This window comes from Streptomyces sp. NPDC054975, from assembly GCF_053609105.1.
In genome coordinates, this window is the sequence record NZ_JBSGWV010000004.1 from 60870 (window position 1) to 82233 (window position 21364).

The window sequence follows — 21364 nt, forward strand, 5'->3', positions numbered from 1 at the left end:
GGAGGGGTCGTACGGGTCAGTGGCGTCAGGGGCGTCGGAGGGGTCGTACGGGTCGGAGGGGTCGTACGGGTCGGAGGGTTCATACGGTCGGTACGGGGCGGACGGTTCTTACGGCTCTGACGGGCCGTACGGATCGGATGGCCCGGACGGAACCGACGGCCCGGGCGGACCGGGCGGACCGGGCGGACCGGGCGGACCGGGCGGCCCGGACGGACCGGACGGTTCGTACGGCGAGGAGCTCTACGGGCCGGAGTGGTACGAGCCCGAGCGCCCCGCCACCCGGCGGCGCGGCGCCCTGGTGGCGCTGGCGGCGGCCGTCGCGGTCGCCGTGGTCGCCACGGCGGCGCTCGCCACCGGCCTGCTCGGCGACGACGGCGAGACGGACGACCGGGCGGCCGTCCCCACGCCCACGGTGAGCGCGTCGGAGAACGTCGTCGTGTCGGAGGCCCCGTCCTCCCCCTCGTCGTCCCCGCCGTCCCCGTCCGCCTCCGCCTCCCGCTCGACGTCGCCCTCGGCCTCGCCGTCCGCCTCCAGCCAGGGAACCGGGGCCGCCACCCCCACGGGCAGGGCCACCAAGACCACGCCGGCCGGTCCGTCGGCGCCTTCGGCCACCCGGACGACGACGGCGCCCGCACCCAGCCGGAGGCCGACCGAGGACGCGTCGGGTCCGACCCTGCGCTACGGCGACTCGGGACCCGAGGTCGAGGAACTCCAGCGGCGGCTCACCCAGGTGTACGCCTACGAGGGTCCCATCGACGGCAGGTACTCACGCCAGGTGCGGCGCGCGGTGGAGCGGTTCCAGTCGTACCAGTACATCGAGGAGGACGAGGAGGGCGTGTACGGCCCGGAGACGCGCCGCGAACTGGAGGCGCAGACCACGGGCTGAGGCCCGCCTCCGGTCCGCGATGCGGGACGGATTGGCGGGGAGGCCCCCTCGTTTTGTATCGTCGAGGAACAAAGTGGTCCCGCCCGCACCCCCTGACCGGCGGGCGGGACCGCTCTGCTCTCCTCCCACCCCTCTGGAGAACCCTGATGCCCGCGCTCACGACCAAGGCCCTCCTCCTCGACATGGACGGCACCCTCGTCAACTCGGACGCCGTCGTCGAGCGCTGCTGGCGGCGCTGGGCGGAGCGGCACGGTCTTGACCCGGAGCAGGCGCTCAAGGTCGTCCACGGCCGCCAGGGGTACGCGACGATGGCCGTCCTCCTGCCGGACCGGCCCATGGAGCAGAACTACGCGGACAACCGGGTGATGCTCGCGGAGGAGACCGCGGACCTGGACGGCGTGGTGGCCGTCCCGGGCGCCCCGGCCTTCATGACCGCGCTCGAAGCCCTCCCGCACGCCCTGGTGACCTCGGCGAACGAGGCCCTCGCCCAGGCCCGGATGGGCGCGGCGGGGCTGCGGATGCCGGAGACCCGGGTGACGGCGGAGTGCGTCGGCGCGAGCAAGCCGGACCCGGAGGGCTTCCTCAAGGGCGCGGCGGAACTGGGCCACGCCCCGGCCGACTGCGTGGTCTTCGAGGACTCCGAGGCCGGCATCCAGGCAGGCCGCGCGGCGGGCATGCGCGTGGTGGGCGTGGGCCCGAGGGCGGCGGCGTTCGCCCCGGACGTCCACGTCATGGACCTCACGGAGATCGCGGTGGCGGCCACGGACGAGGGCATTCGCCTGACGTTCGCGGGGTGACGAACCCGCGCGAGGCGCGGTGAGACGCCCAGCCCCCCAAGGCGACGGCCGGCCCCCTCACCGAGCCCGCCCACGCCCCCGCTCCCGGTCCGCCCCCGGCGCCCCCTCCCGTACGAACGCGCCCCGGGCCACCAGCTCCAGCACCGACGCCACCGCCACGGCCTGCACCACCATCAGCGCCACCAGGACGAAGAGCTGCACCGCGCCCGCCTCCCACGGCGACGCCCCGCCCAGGAGCATCCCCACGAACGCGCCCGGGAGCGTCACGAGCCCCACCGTCCGCGTCTGGTCGAGCCCCGGCAGCAGTGCGTCCGACGCGGCCTTCCGCGCCACCTCCAGCCGCGCCTCGCGCTCCGGCAGTCCGAGGGCGAGCCCGGCCTCCACCTCGCCCCACCGCGTCTCCAACTCGTCCAGCGCCCGCCGCCCGCCCAGGACCGTCGCGGTCAGCGCGCCGCCGATGAGGATGCCGGTGACCGGGATGAGCGCCACGCCCCGCACCGGCACGAGCCCGGTGAGCAGCAGCACTCCGACGACCGGCCCGACGCCCGCCGCGATCGGCACCGCGGCCCACCACCAGCCGCGCCCCGCGCCGGGTACGACGCGCCGTCCGGCGGTCCGCACGGCCACCGCGTACATCACCACCAGGAACCCCAGCAGCAGCGGCAGATGCCGCATCACCCAGCCGATCACGAGCGACACCGCGACCAGTTGGACCGCCGCGCGCCCGCCCGCGACCAGTGAGTCGCGGGCGCGGCCGAGTCGGGCGTACGCGACGACGCCCGCGGCCACGAGCAGCAGAACGGCGAGAACCACCCCAAAGGTGACGTTCACTTCCAGAAGCACACGCCAACCCTAGGGGCGGGAAACGGAACTGTCGTTCCGTCACACCCCTTGATGTGACGTGCCCATGTCGCCACTCTGTTACCTGGCGCACCCCCCACCGAAACCTGGCGCCGCCACGATGTCCGGGCGTCGGGCACGCATCCGCACCGACACCGGGCCGACACACCGCACCGCACCGCAACTGCACCACAGGCACCACAGGCACCACAGGCACCACCCACAGGCGCCCCAGGCGCCACCGCACCACCCCCGCACGACCCCGGCACCACCCCACGCACCACAGCACCACCCCGCACCCCCGCACGACCAAACCCCCACATCCCAGGGAGCCCCCATGACCACCGGCACCGTCTACGCGCGTCGAATAGCCCGCCGCGTGACCGTTCTCGCCGCCACCGCCGCCCTCTCCGTCACCGGCCTCCTCGCCACCGCGCCCGCCGCCCAGGCGGCCATGCCCACGCCCGTCAGCGCGGCCACGGCCCGTACGTACCTCGCCTCGCTCACGGTCAAGGCGGAAGGTTCCTCCTCCGGCTACAGCCGCGACCTCTTCCCCCACTGGATCACGCAGTCCGGCGCCTGCAACACCCGCGAGGTCGTCCTCAAGCGCGACGGCTCGGGTGTCGTCCAGGACTCCAGCTGCGCGGCCGTCAGCGGCAGTTGGTACTCCGAGTACGACGGCGCCACCTGGACCGCCGCCTCCGACCTCGACATCGACCACGTCGTGGCGCTCGCCGAGGCCTGGCGCTCCGGCGCGAACTCCTGGACCACCGCCAAGCGCCAGCAGTTCGCCAACGACCTGACCCGTCCGCAGCTCATCGCCGTCACGGACAACGTCAACCAGGCCAAGGGTGACCTCGACCCGGCCGAGTGGCTGCCCTCGCGCACCTCGTACCGCTGCACGTACGTCCGCGCGTGGGTGCACACGAAGTACTACTGGGGCCTGAGCGTCGACTCCGCCGAGAAGAGCGCCCTCCAGTCGGTCCTGAACGGCTGCTGAGACGCGGTTTCCGAGATCACTTCCGCCACCCCTCCGTCGTTCCGTACCGTACGGGCGGGCGGGGCGACAGAGGGGGACGGAGAACGATGGCGGCCGGACTGAGACTCGGACCACTGCTGCGGTACGTCGACGGGGTCAGGGGGGACTCCGCGACGATCTGGGTCGAGACCGACCGCCCGTGCACGGCGGAGGTGCGCGGCACCTCCGGCGCCGGCGGCAGCACCCGCACCTTCCAGATCGCTGGCCACCACTACGCCCTGATACCGGTGACGGGTCTGACTCCCGGGACGACGACGGAGTACGAGGTACGGCTCGACGGCCGCGCGGTCTGGCCGCCGCCCGACTCCCGCTTCCCCCCGAGCACGATCCGCACCCCCGCGCCCGGCGACGGCGTCAGGGTGGCGTTCGGCTCGTGCCGCTGGGCGGCGAAGCCGGCCAAGGGCAGGGACCCGGTCGGCCCGGACGCCCTGGACATGCTCGCGACGCACCTCGCCGCCGGCCGCGAGGGGGTCGAACGCCCGGATCTGCTGGTCCTGCTGGGCGACCAGGTGTACGCGGACGAGACCTCGGCGGCCACCCGCCGCTGGCTCGCCGCCCGCCGGGACCCGCGCGACCCGCCGGGTTCGGAGGTCGGGGAGTACGAGGAGTACACCCGCCTCTACGACGAGTCCTGGGGCGACCCCGAGGTCCGCTGGCTGCTCTCCACCGTCCCCAGCTGCATGATCTTCGACGACCACGACGTCATCGACGACTGGAACACCAGCGCCGCCTGGCTCGCGCGGATGCGGGCCACCCACTGGTGGGGCGAGCGGGTGCTGAGCGGGCTGATGTCGTACTGGGTGTACCAGCATCTGGGCAACCTCTCCCCCGCCGACCTGGCCGCCGACCCGCTGTACGCGGAGATCCGCTCCGTACCCGACGGCACGGACCGGCTGCGGCGGTTCGCGGCGGAGGCGGACGCCGATCCGGCCTGTGTGCGCTGGAGTTACCGCAGGGACCTCGGCCGGACCCGGCTGCTCATGGTCGACACCCGGGCGGCCCGCCTCCTGACGGAGGGCGCGCGGGCGATGCTGGACCCGGCCGAGGCGGCCTGGGTGCGCGAACAGGCGCTCTCGGAACGGGGCTCGTACGACCATCTCCTCGTCGGCACGTCGCTGCCCTGGCTGATGCCGCCGCTGATCCACGACGCGGAGGCCTGGAACGCGGCCCTGTGCCGGGGCGAGCGGGGTGGCCCCGAGGGCCGGTGGGCGCGGTTCGCGGAGGATCTGCGGCAGCGGGCGGACCTGGAGCACTGGGCGGCGTTCCCGTCGTCGTTCGAGGCCCTGACCCGGCTGCTCGCGGAGGCGGGCAGCGGCCCGGAGGCCCCGGCGACGGTGTGCGTGCTGTCCGGGGACGTCCACCACGCGTATGTGGCGGAACCCGTCTGGCCGCAGGGGCGCGAGGGGGCAGACGTACGAGAAGGGGCGCCCGGTACTCCCGAGGCACGGGTGGTGCAGCTGACATGTTCGCCGCTGCACAACGCGATCCCGCGCTCGGTACGCCTGGGCTTCCGCTTCGGGTGGAGTCGAGCGGGCCGCCGCCTGGGCCGCGCGCTCGCCCGCCACGGCCGCACGGGCCGCCCTCTGATCGACTGGCGCCGGACGGGCGGCCCTTGGTTCGGCAACCAGCTCATGACGCTGACCCTGCACGCCCGTTCGGCCCGCCTGACCCTCACCCAGGCCCGGGCGAGCGGACGGCTGGTGACGGTCGACGAGCGGAGCCTCAGCGGGAGTTGAGCGCGCGGGCGTGACGGCGGGTGTGGGACCGGGCGGGGGGACGGGCGTGACGGTGGGCGCGGGGACGGGCGCGAAGGACGCGACCGGCGTGACCCCGGCCACAGATCAGCTCAGCATCGAATGTTGAACTTGCAAGTACATCTGAGGCATGCCTAACCTGTCGACCTCATCGGTTCCGTCCCCCGCGTCCCGGCTCCCCGGGACCGACCCGACCGAAGGAGTCCCACCCCCCATGAATTCCCTCGCCAACCGACTGCAGCAGGGCCAGCCGTACGCGCTCGGCCTGTTCCGCATCGTCATAGGTCTGCTCTTCGCCTGCCACGGCGCCGCCTCGCTCTTCGGCGTGCTCGGTGATGGGCCCACCGCCACGGCCGGCACCTGGCCGGGCTGGTACGCGGCGGTGATCCAGCTGGTCGCCGGCGCCCTGGTGCTCGTCGGCCTGGGCACCCGGACCGCCGCCTTCCTCGCGTCCGGCTCGATGGCGTACGCGTACTTCTCGGTCCACCAGTCCGAGGGGCTCTTCCCGCTCCAGAACAACGGTGAGAGCTCGGCGCTCTTCTGCTGGGCGTTCCTGCTGCTCGTCTTCACCGGCCCCGGCGCCCTGGCGCTCGACCGGGTCTTCGGCGGCGCCCGCGAGGAGCGGCGCGAGCCGGTCGCGGCGTAACCACGACGGCGGGCGTCGCACGACGACGGCCGTCATCCGTACACGGGCGGATTCCGGCCCCAGCCTGATTGCGGCCCCTGCCGGTTTCCGCCCCCCGCCGCCGCGTACGCTCTAGCGCTGTGAACGTGCTCGACAGCATCGGGTCACTACGGTCGTTGACCGCAGGCCCTTGGATCTACGCGGCGGTGGCCACGTCGGTACTGCTCGACGTCTTCCTGCCGGTGCTGCCGAGCGGGGTCCTGGTCATCACGGCCGCGACGGCGGCGGCGACGGCCACCGCGGCCTCCCCGGACGTCCCGTCCGTCGTCCCACTCCTCCTCGTCGCGGCCACGGCCTCGGTGCTCGGCGACTTCGTCGCGTACCGGCTGGCGTGGCGCGGCGGGGCCCGCCTGGACCGGGCGATCGCCCGCTCCCGCCGGCTGACGCGTGCGCAGGAACGTCTCGGCACGGCCCTCGCGCGCGGCGGCGGCCTGCTGGTGGTGATCGCCCGCTTCGCCCCGGCGGGCCGCTCGGTGGTCTCCCTGGGCGCGGGCGCGGCGAAGCGCCGGATCGTGGACTTCCTGCCCTGGTCGGCCCTCGCGGGGGTGGCCTGGGCGAGCTACAGCGTGGCGCTGGGCTGGTTCGGCGGGCTGTGGCTGGGCGCGACCTGGGTGAGCGCGGGCGTGTCCGTCCTCGCCCTCTTCCTGGCGGGGGCGCTGGCGGCCTACGTCATACGGCGTCCGGCTGCGGCTCCCGCACCGGCGCCGGCTTCTTGAGCCCGCGTACTTCGAGTCCGTCGAGGAGCCGGGCGGTCGCGGCGGCGATCTCGTCGACGGCCTGATCGAAGACTTCGCGGTTGTGCGCGGCGGGTCTGTGGAATCCGGAGACCTTGCGGACGTACTGCAGGGCGGCGGCGTGGATGTCGTCCTCGGTCGCCTCTTCGGGGAGGACCGGGGGCCGAAGGGTCTTGATGCTGCGGCACATGCCTCCAGTGTCGCGCACCCCACTGACAACGCGAGGCGCGGCGGCAGAACGCCACCGTCCACGCCGACAGGCGCGCAACGGGCTACCCGCCCACCACGCCGCCACACCGCCACACCGCTACGAGGGCTACGACGGCATGGGACACCGGAGGGCTAGGACGGCATGGGTCGCCAGACGGCTACGACAGCATGGGTCGCCAGACGGCTACGACGTCAGACCACGCCGACTCCGCGCGTTGATCTCGGCGGCACGCGCCCGCAGCTCGCGCAGCGGGGTGGCGAGCTGGACGTCCCGGGGGTCGGCCTCCCACTCCCGGCCGCCGTTGACCGGCCGGATCAGACAGCGGCCGGCGACGCCGCCGACGTAGAAGCCGACAAGCCCGGTGGCCGTGTCGCGTACGAGGTCGCCGACCTCGGGCAGTGGCTGCACGCGTTCCCTCCGTCCCGAAGCTCCAGATCTCTGGGGATACACCCAGGGAAGCCCGGTGACCTCGCACTGTCAACGTATCTCTAGAGATGTCCCCCGATGGATGGATCACTCGCACAGGTCGGCGCAGACGCGTGCACCACCTCGTCGGAGCGCGCCGTAGGGTGTCCCGCAGACGAAGGGAGTGGTCCACCCATGACTGACCAGGACAGCGGGCGTCGGCCCAAGTACCAGCGCATCGCCGACGAGTTGAGAACCGCCATCCAGTCAGGCGCCTTCGCCCCCGGCGACCGGCTCCCCGGTGAGAACGATCTGATGACCACATACGAGGTGGCGAGGATGACGGCCCGCCAGGCGCTCTCCGTCCTGCGCAACGAGGGCCTGGCGGAGGCCCGCAAGGGCGCCGGGGTCTTCGTCCGCACGTTCCGCCCGCTGCGTCGGCGGGGCATCCCCCGGCTCGCGCAGGACAACTGGGGCTCGGGCCGTTCGGTCTGGTCGGCGGACATCGAGGACCGGGCCCTGGTGGTGGACCAGATCGAGGTCGGGCGGGCGACGGCGGAGCCCCGGGTCGCCGGGGCGCTGGGGCTGGCGGACGATGCGCAGGTCTGTGTCCGCAGCCGCCGCTTCGTCCTGGACGACAAGCCGGTCCTGCTCTCCGTCTCGTACATTCCGGCCGCCCTCGCCGAGGACACCCCGATCGCGACGCCCGACACGGGCCCGGGCGGCACCTACGCCCGACTGGCCGAACTCGGCCACCAGCCGGTCCACTTCCGCGAGGAGATCCGCTGCCGCATGCCGACGGCGGACGAGTCGGAGCGGCTGGCACTGGAGTTCGGGACGCCGGTGATCCTGATCGGCCGTACGGCGTTCACGGAGAAGGGAGTCGCGGTGGAGCTCAACGAGATGACGCTGGACTCGGCGTCGTACGTACTGGAGTACGACTTCGACGCATGACGTCAGCTCTCGGGCCGAGGGGCGGGCACCCCCTGCTGCCGGACGTCGGCGTTGACCTGACCGCCGAGGGTCATGACGTTGAGGGTGGCCGAGTTCTCGCTGGCGATGGCCTTCTCGACGCGCGCGACCAGCGTCGTGAAGCAGTCCCGGTCGGAGAGGTTGTGGTACGGCCCCACCCGAGCAGCGAAATAGACCCGCTCATGCCCGAGGAGCTGCTCGGTGGACCGGTAGTTCTTCCACTGCTCCCGATACCGGTACACGCTCTCCAACGACACGGAGGCGACGACTATCAGGCTGAGCACCGTGGCGGTGACCTTCGCGAACCCGACATCGAGGTTGACGAGCACGGGCACGAGCGCACCACCGACGACGGCGAGGGTACGCATGCGCAGGTGCATGGCCTTCATCTTGGTGGCCTTGAGGTCGTACCACTCCTGATACTGCGTCAACCGGCTGTCGACATATCGCTCCGGCGTCATCACGCCACCCACCTCAGCCTCGGGCGCATCCCCCACGTCAACCATGCCGCGAGTACATCCCCGCCTCCCCGACGGAGTCAACCGCACAAGGCGAACGACGGGGACACCGAGGCGCTCGGAGGGTTCAGGGCACCAGGTACGGCGCCCCGACGATCCAGCCGCCGCGGACCGGCTCCGGCCACTCCTCGTCGGTCAGCCGGACCTCGTCCCCCTCGGCGACGGTGCCGGGCGAGGCCACCCAGCAGTCGAGCGCGAAGGTGCCGTCGTACAGCCTGTGGATGTCGCGCAGGACGCCGTGGTCCCGCTCACCCGTGTCGGGGTCGACCGTCGTCATGACGCAGCGGGACCGCAGCTTGAGGATGCCGATCACCGCGTCGCCGATCCGCAGGGTACGGCCGGGCCAGTCACGTTCGGCGAGGCCGGGGACGCCGCCGATCACCAGGTTGGACCGGAGCCGGCGCGGGTCGTGGCCGAGGGCCTGGGCGGCGCCGTCGGTGATCACGGTCAGGTTCAGCACGTCGAACCTCTCCCGCCCGGTGTAGTGCACCGCCTCCGCACGAGGGCCCGCCGCGCCCCGGATCATCGCCGCTGCCTCCGGGCCGTCCCACGGGTACCCGTCGACGAGCACGCCGCCGTCCTCCCCGGTGGTCGCCGAAAGACCGAGCAGCCGGGACCGCACGCGGGCGGTCAGCAGGCCCTGTTCGTCGCGCACATGAACATGCCGGTCGCCCACCAGCCCGTCCTCGGTGAGCTCGACGCTCTTCAGCTGCTCCCCGCGCATGGACTTGACGGGGAATCGCCAGATCTCTTGAAGATGCACGTGACTCTCTCTCAGGTCCAATAGGGCGCTGCCGGAAGAAGAGGGCCCGAGTACGGCGCCCGACCACGAACGAGCCCCGCCCACGCGCACCACGCGACGACTACCCACGTCCGAAGCCCCTGAAGCCCCCCGGTCGCGACATAAGGGGACTACCGACCGAGCGCCGACCGGAACGTCACACCGTGCCGGACGCGCAACCGCCGCACCTCCCAGACGGACAGGAGGGTCACCGACAGCGGGCCGCCGAACGAGAAGGCGTAGATCACGAGGGGAGGAGCAGCCACGTCGGAGCCGTCGAAAAGCTGAAGGAGGAAGAGCGACCAGACGAGCAGCGGTGAGACAAGGGCGGGCAGCAGCTGATGGACGTCCCCCGCGCGGAAGCAGGAGTTCATGCCCTTGAAGGCGGCCGTGAGGGTGAAGCACAGCGCCGCGACGAGAAGGACAGCGCAGGCGAGGGCGGCCGCGAAGAACAGCAGACCGATCACCGCACCGGTGATGATCCGGCCTATGGTCGTCCCGAACAGCCCGAAGGTGAAGTCGTGCGGCCCGACGTCCTCGGGCGCGATGATGTCACCGCCCAGGGCGGCCAGCATCAGCCAGACGACCCCGACGCCGAGCGGTATCGCCCCGAGCTCCATCAGAGGACCGCCGACCCGGCGCGCGTACATACGCCCCAGGGGCGCACGAGCCAGGACTATGAAGCCGCCGATGCCGACGACCGTGGTGGCGAGCACGATGCCGCACCCGATCAGCAGCTCCTCCAGCTTGCCGAGCACGAAACTCTCCCGGCCCACACGCAACGGATAGGCGAAGAGCAGCCACACCGTGGCCAGCAGCCCCACCGCTGTGCGGCCGCTCTGCATCCTGGAGATGACCGGATCGTCGACACGCTCCGGCGGTGAGGAGTCGGCCACCCTCGAGGCAGCGCCGACCAGTGCATTAACGGAACGTATAGCCAACTGAGCTCTCCGACAGATCCATACACACACGGGAGCCCAGCTCCGTCCCCCGACGCCCACACCCTAACCGACCATGTCCGCGTCACCGTCCCCACCAGGGGAGTGCGCGATCGCCGACTCCCCACATACGCTCAACTGACCGCCGAAGTAGGGGGGATGAGGTCATACACGAACCCCAGAGGCCCGGGGGGGCCACGACTTCAGACCGCCCTCCGCCCCGACCTCACCCGCCCCGGAGCTTTCAGTGACCGACCGCCCGACAAAGCTTCCCTCGATACCCGAGCCCCCACCCGAGGGGCCGGACGCCCGGGAGGAACCGGCGACGCACGAGTCCGCCGCGACCGCGAAACACCCTGAAACGACGGAGCCGGTCGAACCCCAGAAGCCCAACAAGTCGATGATCTCGACGTTCCGCAGGAGGACTGCGGATGGATTCATGCTTGCGACTTTCGTCATCGACGAGAGGGAGTGCGAATCTCCTGCGGAAATGAAGTCCATCAGGAACGAAGCCCTCATCGAGATCCAGCGCCGACGCATCGTCGGAGAGTTCGAGACCCGCAGGGCGAGGGCCGGCGAGCTACCGTCGACCCTGCCCCGGTGGGCGGAGTACAAGAGGCACCTGGAAGCCGCAGATCAGGAGTCGTCTCCTCAAATGTCCTTCCCCAGCAGCCATGCCCAGCGGCTCAGTCGTCGGCCGCGACGAGGAGGGTGATCCGTCCGGCTGAGCGGTCGATGAGCACGAAGTCGTGGAAGTCCTCGTGCACACGCCCCCAGTCGTGAATGGCTTCATCCCCGAGCCCGCTCAGGTAGTAGATGTGGTCGGCCACCGCCAAGCGGTCGAACACCTCCTGCCGCAGCTTCGCCTCCAGCTCGTAAGGTACGTCCCCGAACTGGTTCGCCCACCCCCACAGAATGTGCGCGCTCTTCTCCCGACTGACAGCTTCGTAGACGTCGGGGGTCACCAGCCTCACCCAGTACGGGCCGTGCCTGGATCCCTCCGGCAGGACTCCGCCGCCCGCGTAGTCGTCCCGGAACTGTTCATGCCCGATGAGCGTCCCGAGCAGTTCCTGGGCGTCGCCGGACTCGGCCGGGATCCGCAGGTGCTTGATGTCGACCCACCTGTAGCCGTGTGACCCCGGATCTTGGAACTTGAAGCTCCGGAAATTGATGAAGGCACTGGCCTCATGGGTGAGCTGGTTCTCCATAGCGCCACAGCCTAGGAGCCGACCAAGATCAGACCCCTGCCCAGCCACTGGGTCCAGGAGACGGACCGCGTAGACCTCAGCCCTCCGCTCTTCCACTCTGCGGGTGTCAGCCAGTCCACCGCCGTGGGCTCGATCGATGTCCGCTCGCGGCGGGCGGTGCGACCACTCGGGAGCTGATGCAGCGGATGGGACACTCTTGGCGCGGCCCGCGCTGATCTATCACCACCTTGAGAACGGCCGCGAGCACGCGATCGCCGCCCCCGTCGACGAGCAGACGTGGAAGGTCCGGCCGGCCGAGCCCGGCGACGTATCTGGCACGTGCGTGGCACGACGCCTCTCCCCGCCTTCGCGGCTGAGGAACAACGGAGACCGGCAGCGGGGGTTGGAACAGCGCCGCTGTCAGGCGGTCGACGCAGTGCACGTGGCGCCCGAGGCTCACCCCCGCATGACCTGCGGAAAGATCCACCACGGGGTTACCGCGGGTTTCCGCTGCCGCGCACACAGGATCGTCACCGAACCGACATACCGAGCGGTCGGAAACCTCTTACGCAGGGGCCATACCCATGAGTAACGTACGCGGACCACCAGCGCCACCCACCCGTCCCCGGGGCGGCAAGGAGCAAGATCGATGTCGTACCACCAGTCTTTCCCCGGCCCACCGCCCGTACCGCAGCACCGGAATGCCGGGCGCCACCGCCAAGAGGCGGCGTCGCAGTCCTGGGAGGGTGGATCGCCGTCCTGGGACACCGATCCACAGGCAGCCTGGGACGCGTCCCCGCAGCCGCAATCGCCCGCCGCCACCGACGATCGTGATGATCTGCGCCGACTCGGATCGGCCTACCGCAGGCTCCGCCGCGTCGCCACCTTCACCGCGCTCGGCTACTTCGTCATCTTCCTCTTCCTGTCCGGATACGCCCCCTCGATGATGACCAGCAACATCACCGGTGGTCTCACCACCGGTCTGGTCCTGGGGCTCCTCCAGCTGCCCGTGGCGCTGGCTGCGATCGCGCTCTACGAGCGGATTGCGCGTAAGCGCGTCGACCCGCTCGCCGCGGCGATCCGCGAACGCGCCGAGCAGGCGGCCGCGCCCCGGCCAGGACGTCGGAGCCACTCCGGACGTCCCGTGTGGCAGCAGCCCACCGGAGGTACGCGCGCATGACCAGTTTCAGCTCCGGGGCCCAGACCATGTCGCTGATGGCGTTCATCGCGGTCATCACCGTCACGCTGCTGTTGTGCGTGATGACCGGCCCCGATCGTGACGACCTGGGCGAGTTCTACACCGGCTACCGCTCGCTCTCCCCCGTCCAGAGCGGCCTCGCGATCGCCGGCGACTACATCTCCGCCGGCACCGTGCTCGGCACCATCGGCATCATCGCCCTCGTCGGCTACGACGGCATCACGCTCGCCCTGAGCACCGTGCTCTCGCTTGTCCTGATGATGTTCCTGCTCGCCGAACCGCTGCGTAACGCCGGCCGGTTCACGATCGGCGACGTCTTCACCCGGCGTCTTCCCGGCCCCGCCGTGCGGATCACCACGGCCGCGGTCACCCTGACCGCACTGCTGCCGCTGGTGATCTTCCAGCTCGCGGGCGCCGGGGATCTCCTCTCCGTCGTCCTCGGCTTCGACTCCGACGGCTTCAAGACCGGCGCGATCGTGTTCCTGGGCCTGCTGATGATCGTGTACGCGGCGATCGGCGGCATGAAGGGCACCGCCTTCATCCAGATCGTCAAGACCGTCGTCCTGTTCGGCGCGTCCCTCGCGATCGCCGCGCTCATCCTCAACCGCTTCGACTTCAGCCTGCCCTCCCTGCTGGACGCCGCCAAACGCGGCAGTGGGGCGGGAGACGCCTACCTCGCCTCCGGTCTGCAGTTCGGCGGCAACGAACTCGACATGATCAGTACTCAGTTGACAGTCGTGCTCGGCGCCGCGGTGCTGCCGCAGATCACCATGCGCATGTTCACCGCACGCAGCGCGGCAGCCGTGCGGCGCTCGATGTCCTGGGCCGTGTCGACCGTCGTCGTGACCTGTCTGCTGATCGCCGTCATAGGCTTCGGCGCGGCGGCGATCGTCGGCCACCAGGGGATCGTCGCCGGCGACCCGCAGGGCAAGACAGCCTTCCTCATGGTCAGCCAGGCCGTCATGGGCACGGACCAGACGACCGTCGAGACACTGCTGTTCACCGCCGTTGCGACAGCCATCTTCCTCACCCTGCTGGCCTCGGTCGCCGGGATCACCCTCGCCTGCGCCAACACCCTGGCGCACGACCTCATCACGCACGGGCTGCGCCGCAAGGCACAGCTGAAGGACTCCGCGGAGATGGCCATCGCCCGGACCGCCGCGGCGGGCGTCGGGCTCGTGGCGATCGCGATCGCCGCCGGTGCACGGCATCTGAACCTTCAGGCACTGCTCACCCTGTCGTTCTGCATCGGCGCGTCCGCGGTCGCACCGGCCCTCATCTACAGCCTCTTCTGGCGCCGCTACTCCCGTACGGGACTGCTCTGCACCCTCATCGTGGGCAGCGCCTCCGCGTTCATCCTCATGGCCGGCAGCAACCTGGTGTCCGGATCGCCCCAGGCGATCTTCCCGGACCAGGACTTCAACTGGTTCCCGTTCACCACGTCGGGCATCCTCTCGGCCCCGCTGGGCTTCCTCGCGGGCTGGCTCGGCACGGTGCTCTTCGAACGCGACCCGGCCGACCAGTCCATGCGGTACGAAGCGGTGGAGGAGACGATCCTCGCCGGCACACCCGCGGCAAGCAGCGCCTCCGCGTCCTGACGCACACGCCCCGACGAAAGGCGCCCGGCCTGACGCTCCAGGCCGGGCGCCTTTCGGCTGTCCCGAAGTGCCTAGGGCCTCTGGATCGGACCTTGCCTAGTCGGCAGCGCCCCACTCCGCCTGCACCCAGACCAGCTGCACGCCGCTCATCAAGGGTCATGGAACTCATCGTTCCCCGGCCAGGCAGATGGGCAGTCGGCGGACGCTGCACCTTTGCGTCCCCCGAGTGACCGTCGCTGACCGTGCCATCTGGCACGGAACTGGCATGCCGCTGTCAGCGGCTCCGTCAAGGTCCCGCGTCGGTCATTCGAGCGGCTGAGGAGCGACTGGGAGCTGTTCCCTGTAGGGCCAGCTGAACGTGCGGTCGGGTTCGAGGCGGGCATCTCCCCAATGGATCACATGGATGCCGTTCTCCGGGTCTGCCGTGAAGAACACGCACACGAGCTTCGTGGACGCACCCAGCTCCTCGAAGGTTTCGTGCAGTTCCAGGTAGTCCTCCGTCGTCAGGTCGTCGTCGAGATCGAAGAGGGCATCCTGAGGCTCCGGACCATGCGCCCGGAACAGACGGCGCCGTGTAGGGGAGGTGTTGGAAGCGAGCCGCGCCCGATCAAGCGGCCGCGGCCTGTCTGCGTACCTGAATGGGAAGAGCGCGTGATCGTTGATCACGGCGTACTCATACCCGCGCACGTCTCGGACAGACTCCCCTAGTTCCCGTGCCGTGTCAGCCAGGTTCTCGCGCACCGCCTCAGCCAGTGTGGAGCCATACGGGCTCCGCTTCTTCAGCCCGGCCGTGAGGTGCACGGCGTGAGCCCGCGCGTGCGCCCGGGCCAGTTGAACCGGGAGCGCCACGGCAAGCTTGCCGGCGCCGCGTCCAAACCGCTCGACCGCCCAAGCCGACGGCACAGCTTGATCCTCACCCAGCACAGACATAGATCTGTCCCCTCCCCCGATCGCCCCGCCTATCAACTGTGTGACAGGCGCGCGAAGCGCAGGCAAGGGGGCGATCCGGCCACATGGTGCAGAAGTGAACCTATTGCGAGCCGGCAAGCACCCCGATGCAAGCTACGGGCCGGGCGGTCGCTGAGGTCTGCTGGGCTGGCCGCTCAGCCCCACGAGTGCGTTGGGGGTCGGCTGCGATCGCCACGGTTGCTGTACTCCGCTGCTATACGGCATGGAGCTGACCACCGCCTTAGGAGTTGGACCGGCCTGGCCGTCCGCATCCAACAGCCGAAGGCTGTGCTGCCACTACCGACCGTCTCCGACCTTCCGCATCCGCCGCCGTGGATGTCAGCCGTGGATGTCAGCCGCCGCTCACCACCAGGATCGCTTCTTCTTCCGAAGCTCCTTCTTCTTCGCTTCGGCCTCCTTCTTCTTTCGGTCCGCCTGTGCTCGGGCTGTCCACTCGCCCTGATGTTGGTAGCACTGACCGCTGCCCACGACAGCCGGCCTCGTACACCGGCCCCCGCTCTTCTTCGGAGCCCCACACTTCGGCTGGGTCACGCCTTCTCCCTCCCGAGAGTCCGCACGGACCCTGGCAGCGTCTCTCCACTAGCAAGAGCTAGGAAGGCGCACACGGGAGCACGGTGGGGCACATGGCTAAGGGCCCGCCGGCCGAGAGCTGCTGGCCGCCAGCCGAGAGCTGAAGATCGGTCCGTGCCGCGCTGATCTATCAGCACCTGGTGAACGGCCGCGACCACGCCATCGCCGCCCACGTCGACGAGCAGATCAGGAAGGTCCGGCCAGCAGAGCCCGGCGACGCATCTGGCACGTAACTGACACGACGCCTCTCCCCAGCCTCCGCAGCTGAGGAACGAACAAGGCCCAGGCTCCCGGTTCAGTACCGGTCACCTGAGCCTTCGTCGTGCTACCTACTGGTGGGCGCGGACGGTTTCGAACCGCCGACATCTGCTTTGTAAGTTCGACCAGCCCCACGCCCGACTTGGCTGGCGCGACATGTGGCCAGCCCGCCGCCTGCCTCCAAGCGCGCTCAGGGCCGCTCAGATTCGTCGACGTTGCCGTCAGACGTTGCCGTCACCTCATCTTCCATGCCGACGCCAGGACCTGCCCGCAAGGCAACCGCCCCTGCGGCACAGAGAAGCCCACCGACCTGCCCTCCCCTCGCACGCGAGTGGCTTGACTAGCCTCCGGGCGACTACGCGGCAGCCAGCGGCGTACTTGAGCGCTCATGCAGTGTTACCAATCCTCTGCCCACACCGTCAGTTGCCACGTATGGTCACCACATGCCGGGAGAAGATCTGCATGAGATCGGCGCCGACGGTGCCAGACGAGCGAAGGAGTGGCTGGAAGCCACTACGCGTGTCAAGGCTTCATGGACCAACACGGATCCCAAATGGAGCCGGCGCATGACGTTCAATTGGCCGACAGGAAAGCAAACTCAGTTCTCCCTAGACCTCGGCGGTCTGCTCTGCGGCGGCGAATTCGACAACGATATATTCATGGCGGAGTGCAAAAAATATTCGACCCCGGGAGACCAGGGCACCCACTACCTAAGCTATCTCGCCAAATGCTACGTGATTGCCAGCAATCCCCAATGCTTCGTCGACCACTTCATGTGGATCACCTGGTGCCCTTTCAACGTGCAGGACTGGAACAAGCTGCTCTCCAAGGAGTGGATTGAAAAAGCCCTCCATAAGCATAGTGTCGACGTATTTGGCGATATCCCTCCCGAAGAAGTAGAGTCGCAGATCGACAACGAACTCGTTGGCTGGGTAGCGGACCGGCTATGGATGATCGTACTGTCGGAGAAGCAAGAGCAGCTCGTAATTACACGCGAGCATCGCGCCCTTATTCAGAAGAATGAAGTACTGGAGGGAGTCCGGTGACGGTGACTGACTTTTCCAGTGCGCTGCATGCGGCATTCGAAGTGGCCGACCCTCGTGAGGCCGTCAATCGAATCAAGACTGTCGTCGCCCACGAACTAGCCCAGACTGACACTCGGGCGACAGTAAGGAAGACCGACTTCTTTAATCACAGCTTCGCTCCGGATCTCGTTCTTTCCTGGCCGAACGAGCGCGAGCGTTTCGTTTTCCTCAAATCCGACACCCGTCCCGATGTGCTCCGCGATGACGTTGCAGCAATTCGTAAGCACGATCCGATCGTATTTGCTCTCGACCCAGTCGGCGAAGACCCGTTGCGGATTGGCCAGGAAGAAGACGCTGCCCGAGATGACGACACGCTTCTCGCCGACTCACGCGGAATGGAAGTGCTCATCCGCAGCCGCTACAGTGAGCCGGTTGTCGGTCTCGCATCTAGCGCTGTACTCCAAGGAGGAAGAGGCCTTCTAACCGAAAGGGAAGCCGAGTCCATGGCGTCCGGTGTCGCGGCTGGGTTCAGCGGTGCCAAGCGGCTTGACTCTCGCGCCACGGCCGCTGCGGTTGCCCAAATCTCCGGCCACTTCGACAAGCGCCGGACGTCGCGACTGCTGCGATTTCTCGGGGCCGTCTGGGTAGGCTCTGGAGGTACGGCAAGTAACTTTCCTGGCGAACAAGAGGTTTCGGGTGACCTCGATGCAACAGCACTCGAGTTCCTACTCGAACTCCCCCCGATCAATGACTACGAATTCTGGCGGCGTATCGGTCGCCCTCTGACTCTCGAATCTGTTTCTCGGCTCCGACTGGAGAATGACTCGGAGAATCTGCAGTACTTGATTGGCAGCAACCTAGACGTTCTCCATGCGCGGGCATGTCGAATCCTTGATCGCCAGCGAGAGCTGGGCGAGGATGAATCTACAGAGTTTCGGTGGACCCTCGAAAGAGAGATGCTCTGCCTTCGCGGGCCCAGTTCCTCCACCTATTTCGCAGGCAAGGTGGATGAGCTTAGGGTTGAGGCACAGCAGGGCGACGGTATCTCGCTCCAGGAACTGCTGCGCCGGGCCGAACAACGCAGAGTCCCAATCAGCGAACTTGAACTCGCGACCCCGACTCGGACCGTCTCGTACGCCACAGTCAATCGAGACGACGTAGCGCACGACGAAGAGCTGATCAACCTGTCTCGCACTTTCAGTGCAACCGCCTATGTGCAAACGGCAGTTGCATCGCTCTTCGGATCTCGGCCGCTGGTATGTGATTTCCCAAGCCGGACAGGGAAGGGGAGAACCGCAGCCAAATTTCCCCTAGGTATTTTCGCCCCGGTCGCTCTGACCCTACTCACATCCCTAACGGAGGAGGAGCGCGAGGCGCTGAATCACGTGACCCGCTACTATTCGGAGGAGCAGGTGCAGCCGACCCTCTTCGAGCTCGACCAGGTCTCGCCTAGTCCCTCGGAGCGATCGCTGCGGGGCTCCGTCACGGAGGCTAGGGAAATCGAGTCATAGGCATCCCTCATTCGGGCAGGCCGTCGCTCTCTCGAAACGGCCGGCCGGGCGTCGCAAACGGCTCTCCGCTTGGCCCCAGCGCGTGGCTCGTGCCACCTCTCCAGTACGCGCTCTCCCCGAGAACCCAGAAGTAGAGGTCATAGAGAGAGTTGGGCCACAAGACGACCCCAGCGCCACCGATGGAGCCATAGGCGTTGGTTCGGGCTAGCGGCTTCAGCAGCTCCACGAGTTCCAGTCCGGATGTCTGGCCGGCGAAGGCCGCAGTCGTAGCAGCTGTAACGAGGTCAGCAAGTTGAAGGTGCGGGACGTGGTGGGAAGGTGCCGTAACGATCGGCATGATGACCTGCTCTGGCCTCGCATAACGAGTGCCTAGGGTGGTTAGGTCCAAGACTCCAGCCAGCCACTTGCTATGGTCCGAGGAGCCTCCGCCGGGGACGTCGGCGATGACTACGCCACGCTCGTCATTCTCCTTTAGCTGGCGCTCGATTCGCTCGTAGAGGTAGCTCAGAATCTCGCTGGCTACTTCGCTCTTGTCCCAGGGAACCTGACCGCGATCCCAGATCACGACCGCAGTGCGAACCTGACATGCCGCTGCTATCTGCAACATACCTCTACGGAGTTGCTTTACCGTCTGGCCTCCTGCTTGCGCAAGGAAGCTTCCCTTGGGCGAGTTCCACTTGAACTCGTCGCCCTCGGGCATGCCGATCTCAGCACGGAGGGCGCTGACGGCCTGGGAGTAGAGGGCTACCCGATCCTCGGGAAACATGACGGCCCCTACAGAGACAAGCTCGCCGAGTCCACCCCGCCGCGGCTTGCGCTGCCCGCTGTCATCGATAAAGACCAGCTGCATAGTCGTTCCCTGCCTCCAGTTCAGCGTGCCCGAGGTGCATCCGCGCAGGCAGGTGCATGCTCAGCTTGCTTGCGTCGGAGACTGTCAGAGCGGCGTGATGGTTGTATCGATTACGGCCCATCGACCCGCACGGCGATGGGCCGTATGCATGGCCTCACAGTGACGGGTCCTGCCCGCCCGTTCGCAGCGTAAAAGCGAGGCGGCTCGTGAACCCTTCGGCTCGGAGGCGGTCGTAGGCCGCAGTGACGGCCTCGGGAACCTGCTGGCTAATCATGAATCCCTGCTCCGGATAGATCAGCAGGCGCTGCTGCGCTCCAACGAGCATGTCGAGGACTAGGCGGGCGTCACCGATCCAATCAACGTACTCCGCGAGCGTCATGGGGGCGGATGCGCTGACGATCTCGACCTCTTGCCAGAGCTTGCGGGCCGTCGCGTAGGCCCGGCGCTCCTCGTACGGCTTACTGACAAGCAGGATGGACGACACGCCAACGCCCTGCTCCGCGAGCAGGGCGCGGGTGAAGCGGATGTTCTCGCCCGTGTTCCGCGCCTTCGGCTCGACGAGGATGGCAGACGCCGGCACCCCCAGCTCTATCGCCCGCTCCCGGTAGTGCTCAGCTTCCCCGCGAGGCATCCGATCGCGTGTCGTGCGGCTCGTGGCGCCAGTGAAGACGATCAGCGGGAACATTCCGCGTTGGTATAGGTCGGCCGTCACCTCTGCCACACCCAGGTCGTGGCTGCCCAGTCCGATGCCGACCGAGCAGGGGCGCGGCTCGTGGTGCATTTGCTGGAAGTCCCAGAGCAGTTGGGCGTCGGACCACGCCTGTGGCGAAATCACTGCGTCGCCTCCTGTGCCGAGTCGGGGACCTTGAAGTCGTACGCCCACGCGAAGCGGCTGGCCGCGTGGATGCCGATGGCGAACTCAACAACGGTGCCGTCCGCCGTGTACGTGGTGCGGTGGAGCTCGACCACCCACTCGCCGGGAGCCAGCTGGAGCAGCGTCGCCTCCTCAGTTGTCGGGATCCGGGCAAACAGCTCCTCGCGCATGTGGTCGATCTCGTATCCGGCGTCGTAGAGCACGCGGAAACCGCCGCCCGGGCCGGCAGGCCCGGGCGTCGGGTCGACAATGCGTGTTCCCTCGACGTGCTCGGGCCGGTAGTAGCTGGTCAGGGTGTGAGTCGGCTGGTCGCCCTCCTTCACGAGGCGGGCGCGCGCGTATACATCCGCTCCCTCGGGCAGCCCGTGAGCCGCCGCCACGAGGGCCGACGCGGGTACGCGACTGACATTCTGCGTCTGCTCGCCCCGCTTGTACGCCCGACCCGACGCCACACGGTCCGCGATGAACGCGACCTCATCGCCGTCTCGCCACTTCGTCTTGTCGTATCGGGCGATGCCGAGTCGTTTCAACGGCGCCGGCTGCCGTACGACTGTGCCGTGGCCTCGGGACGAGGTCACGAGCCCTTCAGCCTCCAGGGCCTTGTACGCCGCGTGAACCGTGGACTTCGATCCTTCACCGGCCTCCACCAGGTCTCGGATGTGCGGCAGCTGGCGACCGGGGGCGTATTCGCCACTCCTGATCCGCTCAGCGAGCTTGTCTGCCAGTTCTCGCCACTTGGGTGCCACGCAGAACTCCTCTCGACA

Annotated in this window: 23 protein-coding genes and 1 tRNA gene; 12 read left to right on the forward strand and 12 right to left on the reverse strand. The window is 68.7% G+C overall.

What is annotated here, in order from left to right; translation table 11 throughout:
• The first annotated feature begins 19 nt into the window (after window positions 1-19).
• Together ACWF79_RS06775 and ACWF79_RS06780 are read left to right on the forward strand one after the other, a co-directional pair.
• The gene (locus tag ACWF79_RS06775) at window positions 20-886 is read left to right on the forward strand and encodes a peptidoglycan-binding domain-containing protein (protein WP_453726971.1); all 867 of its coding nucleotides are present in this window, start codon (window positions 20-22) and stop codon (window positions 884-886) included.
• Window positions 887-1032: 146 nt separating this feature from the next.
• Window positions 1033-1683, forward strand: coding sequence for an HAD-IA family hydrolase (locus tag ACWF79_RS06780; protein WP_453726972.1), 651 nt, complete (start codon window positions 1033-1035; stop codon window positions 1681-1683).
• A 57-nt stretch (window positions 1684-1740) separates the two neighbouring features.
• On the opposite strand, the gene ACWF79_RS06785 is transcribed toward ACWF79_RS06780, so the two are convergent.
• On the reverse strand, window positions 1741-2526 hold the full coding sequence (locus ACWF79_RS06785; RefSeq protein WP_453726973.1) for an ABC transporter permease: 786 nt from the start codon (window positions 2524-2526) through the stop codon (window positions 1741-1743).
• 334 nt (window positions 2527-2860) lie between these two features.
• Between ACWF79_RS06785 and ACWF79_RS06790 the strand changes: the two genes are divergently transcribed.
• The 4 genes from ACWF79_RS06790 to ACWF79_RS06805 all read left to right on the forward strand — a co-directional run bounded on the left by ACWF79_RS06790 (window position 2861) and on the right by ACWF79_RS06805 (window position 6717).
• Complete coding sequence (locus ACWF79_RS06790; protein ID WP_453726974.1) at window positions 2861-3523, forward strand: HNH endonuclease family protein; 663 nt, start codon at window positions 2861-2863, stop codon at window positions 3521-3523.
• An 86-nt stretch (window positions 3524-3609) separates the two neighbouring features.
• Window positions 3610-5298, forward strand: a complete 1689-nt coding sequence (locus ACWF79_RS06795; RefSeq protein ID WP_453726975.1) for an alkaline phosphatase D family protein — start codon at window positions 3610-3612, stop codon at window positions 5296-5298.
• A 232-nt stretch (window positions 5299-5530) separates the two neighbouring features.
• Window positions 5531-5962: a DoxX family protein gene (locus ACWF79_RS06800; protein ID WP_453726976.1), complete on the forward strand. Its 432-nt coding sequence runs from the start codon at window positions 5531-5533 to the stop codon at window positions 5960-5962.
• Between the two features lie 125 nt (window positions 5963-6087).
• Entirely contained in the window at window positions 6088-6717 is a 630-nt protein-coding gene (locus ACWF79_RS06805) for a DedA family protein (protein ID WP_453727189.1), read from the forward strand.
• Here ACWF79_RS06805 and ACWF79_RS06810 read toward each other — a convergent pair.
• Window positions 6671-6925 carry a DUF2277 domain-containing protein gene (locus tag ACWF79_RS06810; protein WP_453726977.1) on the reverse strand — a complete coding sequence of 85 codons (255 nt, stop codon included), beginning with the start codon at window positions 6923-6925 and terminating at the stop codon, window positions 6671-6673. The two genes, ACWF79_RS06805 and ACWF79_RS06810, sit on opposite strands and share 47 nt — an antisense overlap.
• Window positions 6926-7129: 204 nt before the next feature.
• Window positions 7130-7354: a hypothetical protein gene (locus tag ACWF79_RS06815; RefSeq protein ID WP_453726978.1), complete on the reverse strand. Its 225-nt coding sequence runs from the start codon at window positions 7352-7354 to the stop codon at window positions 7130-7132.
• Window positions 7355-7546: 192 nt separating this feature from the next.
• Here ACWF79_RS06815 and ACWF79_RS06820 point away from each other — a divergent pair, with 192 nt between their 5' ends.
• Window positions 7547-8305 (forward strand): GntR family transcriptional regulator, encoded by a 759-nt coding sequence (locus tag ACWF79_RS06820; RefSeq protein WP_453726979.1) that lies wholly within the window; start codon window positions 7547-7549, stop codon window positions 8303-8305.
• Window positions 8306-8307: 2 nt separating this feature from the next.
• On the opposite strand, the gene ACWF79_RS06825 is transcribed toward ACWF79_RS06820, so the two are convergent.
• The 3 genes from ACWF79_RS06825 to ACWF79_RS06835 form a co-directional block, all read right to left on the reverse strand.
• The gene (locus ACWF79_RS06825) at window positions 8308-8784 is read right to left on the reverse strand and encodes a DUF4231 domain-containing protein (RefSeq protein WP_453726980.1); all 477 of its coding nucleotides are present in this window, start codon (window positions 8782-8784) and stop codon (window positions 8308-8310) included.
• A gap of 124 nt (window positions 8785-8908) precedes the next feature.
• Entirely contained in the window at window positions 8909-9604 is a 696-nt protein-coding gene (locus ACWF79_RS06830) for an MOSC domain-containing protein (RefSeq protein WP_453726981.1), read from the reverse strand.
• 149 nt (window positions 9605-9753) lie between these two features.
• Window positions 9754-10518, reverse strand: coding sequence for a hypothetical protein (locus tag ACWF79_RS06835; protein ID WP_453726982.1), 765 nt, complete (start codon window positions 10516-10518; stop codon window positions 9754-9756).
• 289 nt (window positions 10519-10807) lie between these two features.
• On the opposite strand from ACWF79_RS06835, the gene ACWF79_RS06840 reads away from it, so the two are divergent.
• Window positions 10808-11275: a hypothetical protein gene (locus ACWF79_RS06840; protein ID WP_453726983.1), complete on the forward strand. Its 468-nt coding sequence runs from the start codon at window positions 10808-10810 to the stop codon at window positions 11273-11275.
• Here ACWF79_RS06840 and ACWF79_RS06845 read toward each other — a convergent pair.
• A complete protein-coding gene (locus ACWF79_RS06845) occupies window positions 11247-11864 on the reverse strand; it encodes a hypothetical protein (RefSeq protein WP_453726984.1) in 618 nt (205 codons plus the stop codon). The genes ACWF79_RS06840 and ACWF79_RS06845 overlap by 29 nt on opposite strands.
• A gap of 532 nt (window positions 11865-12396) precedes the next feature.
• Here ACWF79_RS06845 and ACWF79_RS06850 point away from each other — a divergent pair.
• Window positions 12397-12927 (forward strand): DUF485 domain-containing protein, encoded by a 531-nt coding sequence (locus tag ACWF79_RS06850; protein WP_453726985.1) that lies wholly within the window; start codon window positions 12397-12399, stop codon window positions 12925-12927.
• Entirely contained in the window at window positions 12924-14543 is a 1620-nt protein-coding gene (locus tag ACWF79_RS06855) for a sodium/solute symporter (protein WP_453726986.1), read from the forward strand. Before ACWF79_RS06850 ends, ACWF79_RS06855 begins: the two co-directional genes overlap by 4 nt.
• A gap of 303 nt (window positions 14544-14846) precedes the next feature.
• On the opposite strand, the gene ACWF79_RS06860 is transcribed toward ACWF79_RS06855, so the two are convergent.
• The gene (locus ACWF79_RS06860; RefSeq protein WP_453726987.1) at window positions 14847-15473 is read right to left on the reverse strand and encodes a hypothetical protein; all 627 of its coding nucleotides are present in this window, start codon (window positions 15471-15473) and stop codon (window positions 14847-14849) included.
• Between the two features lie 942 nt (window positions 15474-16415).
• Window positions 16416-16479, reverse strand: a tRNA-OTHER gene (locus tag ACWF79_RS06865).
• A gap of 304 nt (window positions 16480-16783) precedes the next feature.
• On the opposite strand from ACWF79_RS06865, the gene ACWF79_RS06870 reads away from it, so the two are divergent.
• Both ACWF79_RS06870 and ACWF79_RS06875 read left to right on the forward strand, forming a co-directional pair.
• Window positions 16784-17386 (forward strand): hypothetical protein, encoded by a 603-nt coding sequence (locus tag ACWF79_RS06870; protein ID WP_453726988.1) that lies wholly within the window; start codon window positions 16784-16786, stop codon window positions 17384-17386.
• On the forward strand, window positions 17383-18876 hold the full coding sequence (locus tag ACWF79_RS06875) for a hypothetical protein (RefSeq protein ID WP_453726989.1): 1494 nt from the start codon (window positions 17383-17385) through the stop codon (window positions 18874-18876). The genes ACWF79_RS06870 and ACWF79_RS06875 overlap by 4 nt, the downstream gene beginning before the upstream one ends.
• 7 nt (window positions 18877-18883) lie before the next feature.
• On the opposite strand, the gene ACWF79_RS06880 is transcribed toward ACWF79_RS06875, so the two are convergent.
• From ACWF79_RS06880 to ACWF79_RS06890, 3 genes are all read right to left on the reverse strand, one after another.
• Window positions 18884-19726 carry a DUF3800 domain-containing protein gene (locus ACWF79_RS06880; RefSeq protein ID WP_453726990.1) on the reverse strand — a complete coding sequence of 281 codons (843 nt, stop codon included), beginning with the start codon at window positions 19724-19726 and terminating at the stop codon, window positions 18884-18886.
• A 154-nt stretch (window positions 19727-19880) separates the two neighbouring features.
• On the reverse strand, window positions 19881-20561 hold the full coding sequence (locus ACWF79_RS06885; protein WP_453726991.1) for a YdcF family protein: 681 nt from the start codon (window positions 20559-20561) through the stop codon (window positions 19881-19883).
• Entirely contained in the window at window positions 20558-21346 is a 789-nt protein-coding gene (locus ACWF79_RS06890; protein WP_453726992.1) for a GntR family transcriptional regulator, read from the reverse strand. The genes ACWF79_RS06885 and ACWF79_RS06890 overlap by 4 nt, the downstream gene beginning before the upstream one ends.
• Between the last annotated feature and the right edge of the window lie 18 nt (window positions 21347-21364).

Coding starts and splice junctions, on each gene's coding strand:
- ACWF79_RS06855 (WP_453726986.1), top strand. CDS start 12,924: ATGACCAGTTTCAGCTCCGGGGCCCAGACCATGTCGCTGATGGCGTTC.
- ACWF79_RS06780 (WP_453726972.1), top strand. CDS start 1,033: ATGCCCGCGCTCACGACCAAGGCCCTCCTCCTCGACATGGACGGCACC.
- ACWF79_RS06880 (WP_453726990.1), bottom strand. CDS start 19,726: ATGCAGCTGGTCTTTATCGATGACAGCGGGCAGCGCAAGCCGCGGCGG.
- ACWF79_RS06795 (WP_453726975.1), top strand. CDS start 3,610: ATGGCGGCCGGACTGAGACTCGGACCACTGCTGCGGTACGTCGACGGG.
- ACWF79_RS06825 (WP_453726980.1), bottom strand. CDS start 8,784: ATGACGCCGGAGCGATATGTCGACAGCCGGTTGACGCAGTATCAGGAG.
- ACWF79_RS06810 (WP_453726977.1), bottom strand. CDS start 6,925: ATGTGCCGCAGCATCAAGACCCTTCGGCCCCCGGTCCTCCCCGAAGAG.
- ACWF79_RS06850 (WP_453726985.1), top strand. CDS start 12,397: ATGTCGTACCACCAGTCTTTCCCCGGCCCACCGCCCGTACCGCAGCAC.
- ACWF79_RS06800 (WP_453726976.1), top strand. CDS start 5,531: ATGAATTCCCTCGCCAACCGACTGCAGCAGGGCCAGCCGTACGCGCTC.
- ACWF79_RS06860 (WP_453726987.1), bottom strand. CDS start 15,473: ATGTCTGTGCTGGGTGAGGATCAAGCTGTGCCGTCGGCTTGGGCGGTC.
- ACWF79_RS06790 (WP_453726974.1), top strand. CDS start 2,861: ATGACCACCGGCACCGTCTACGCGCGTCGAATAGCCCGCCGCGTGACC.
- ACWF79_RS06870 (WP_453726988.1), top strand. CDS start 16,784: ATGCCGGGAGAAGATCTGCATGAGATCGGCGCCGACGGTGCCAGACGA.
- ACWF79_RS06820 (WP_453726979.1), top strand. CDS start 7,547: ATGACTGACCAGGACAGCGGGCGTCGGCCCAAGTACCAGCGCATCGCC.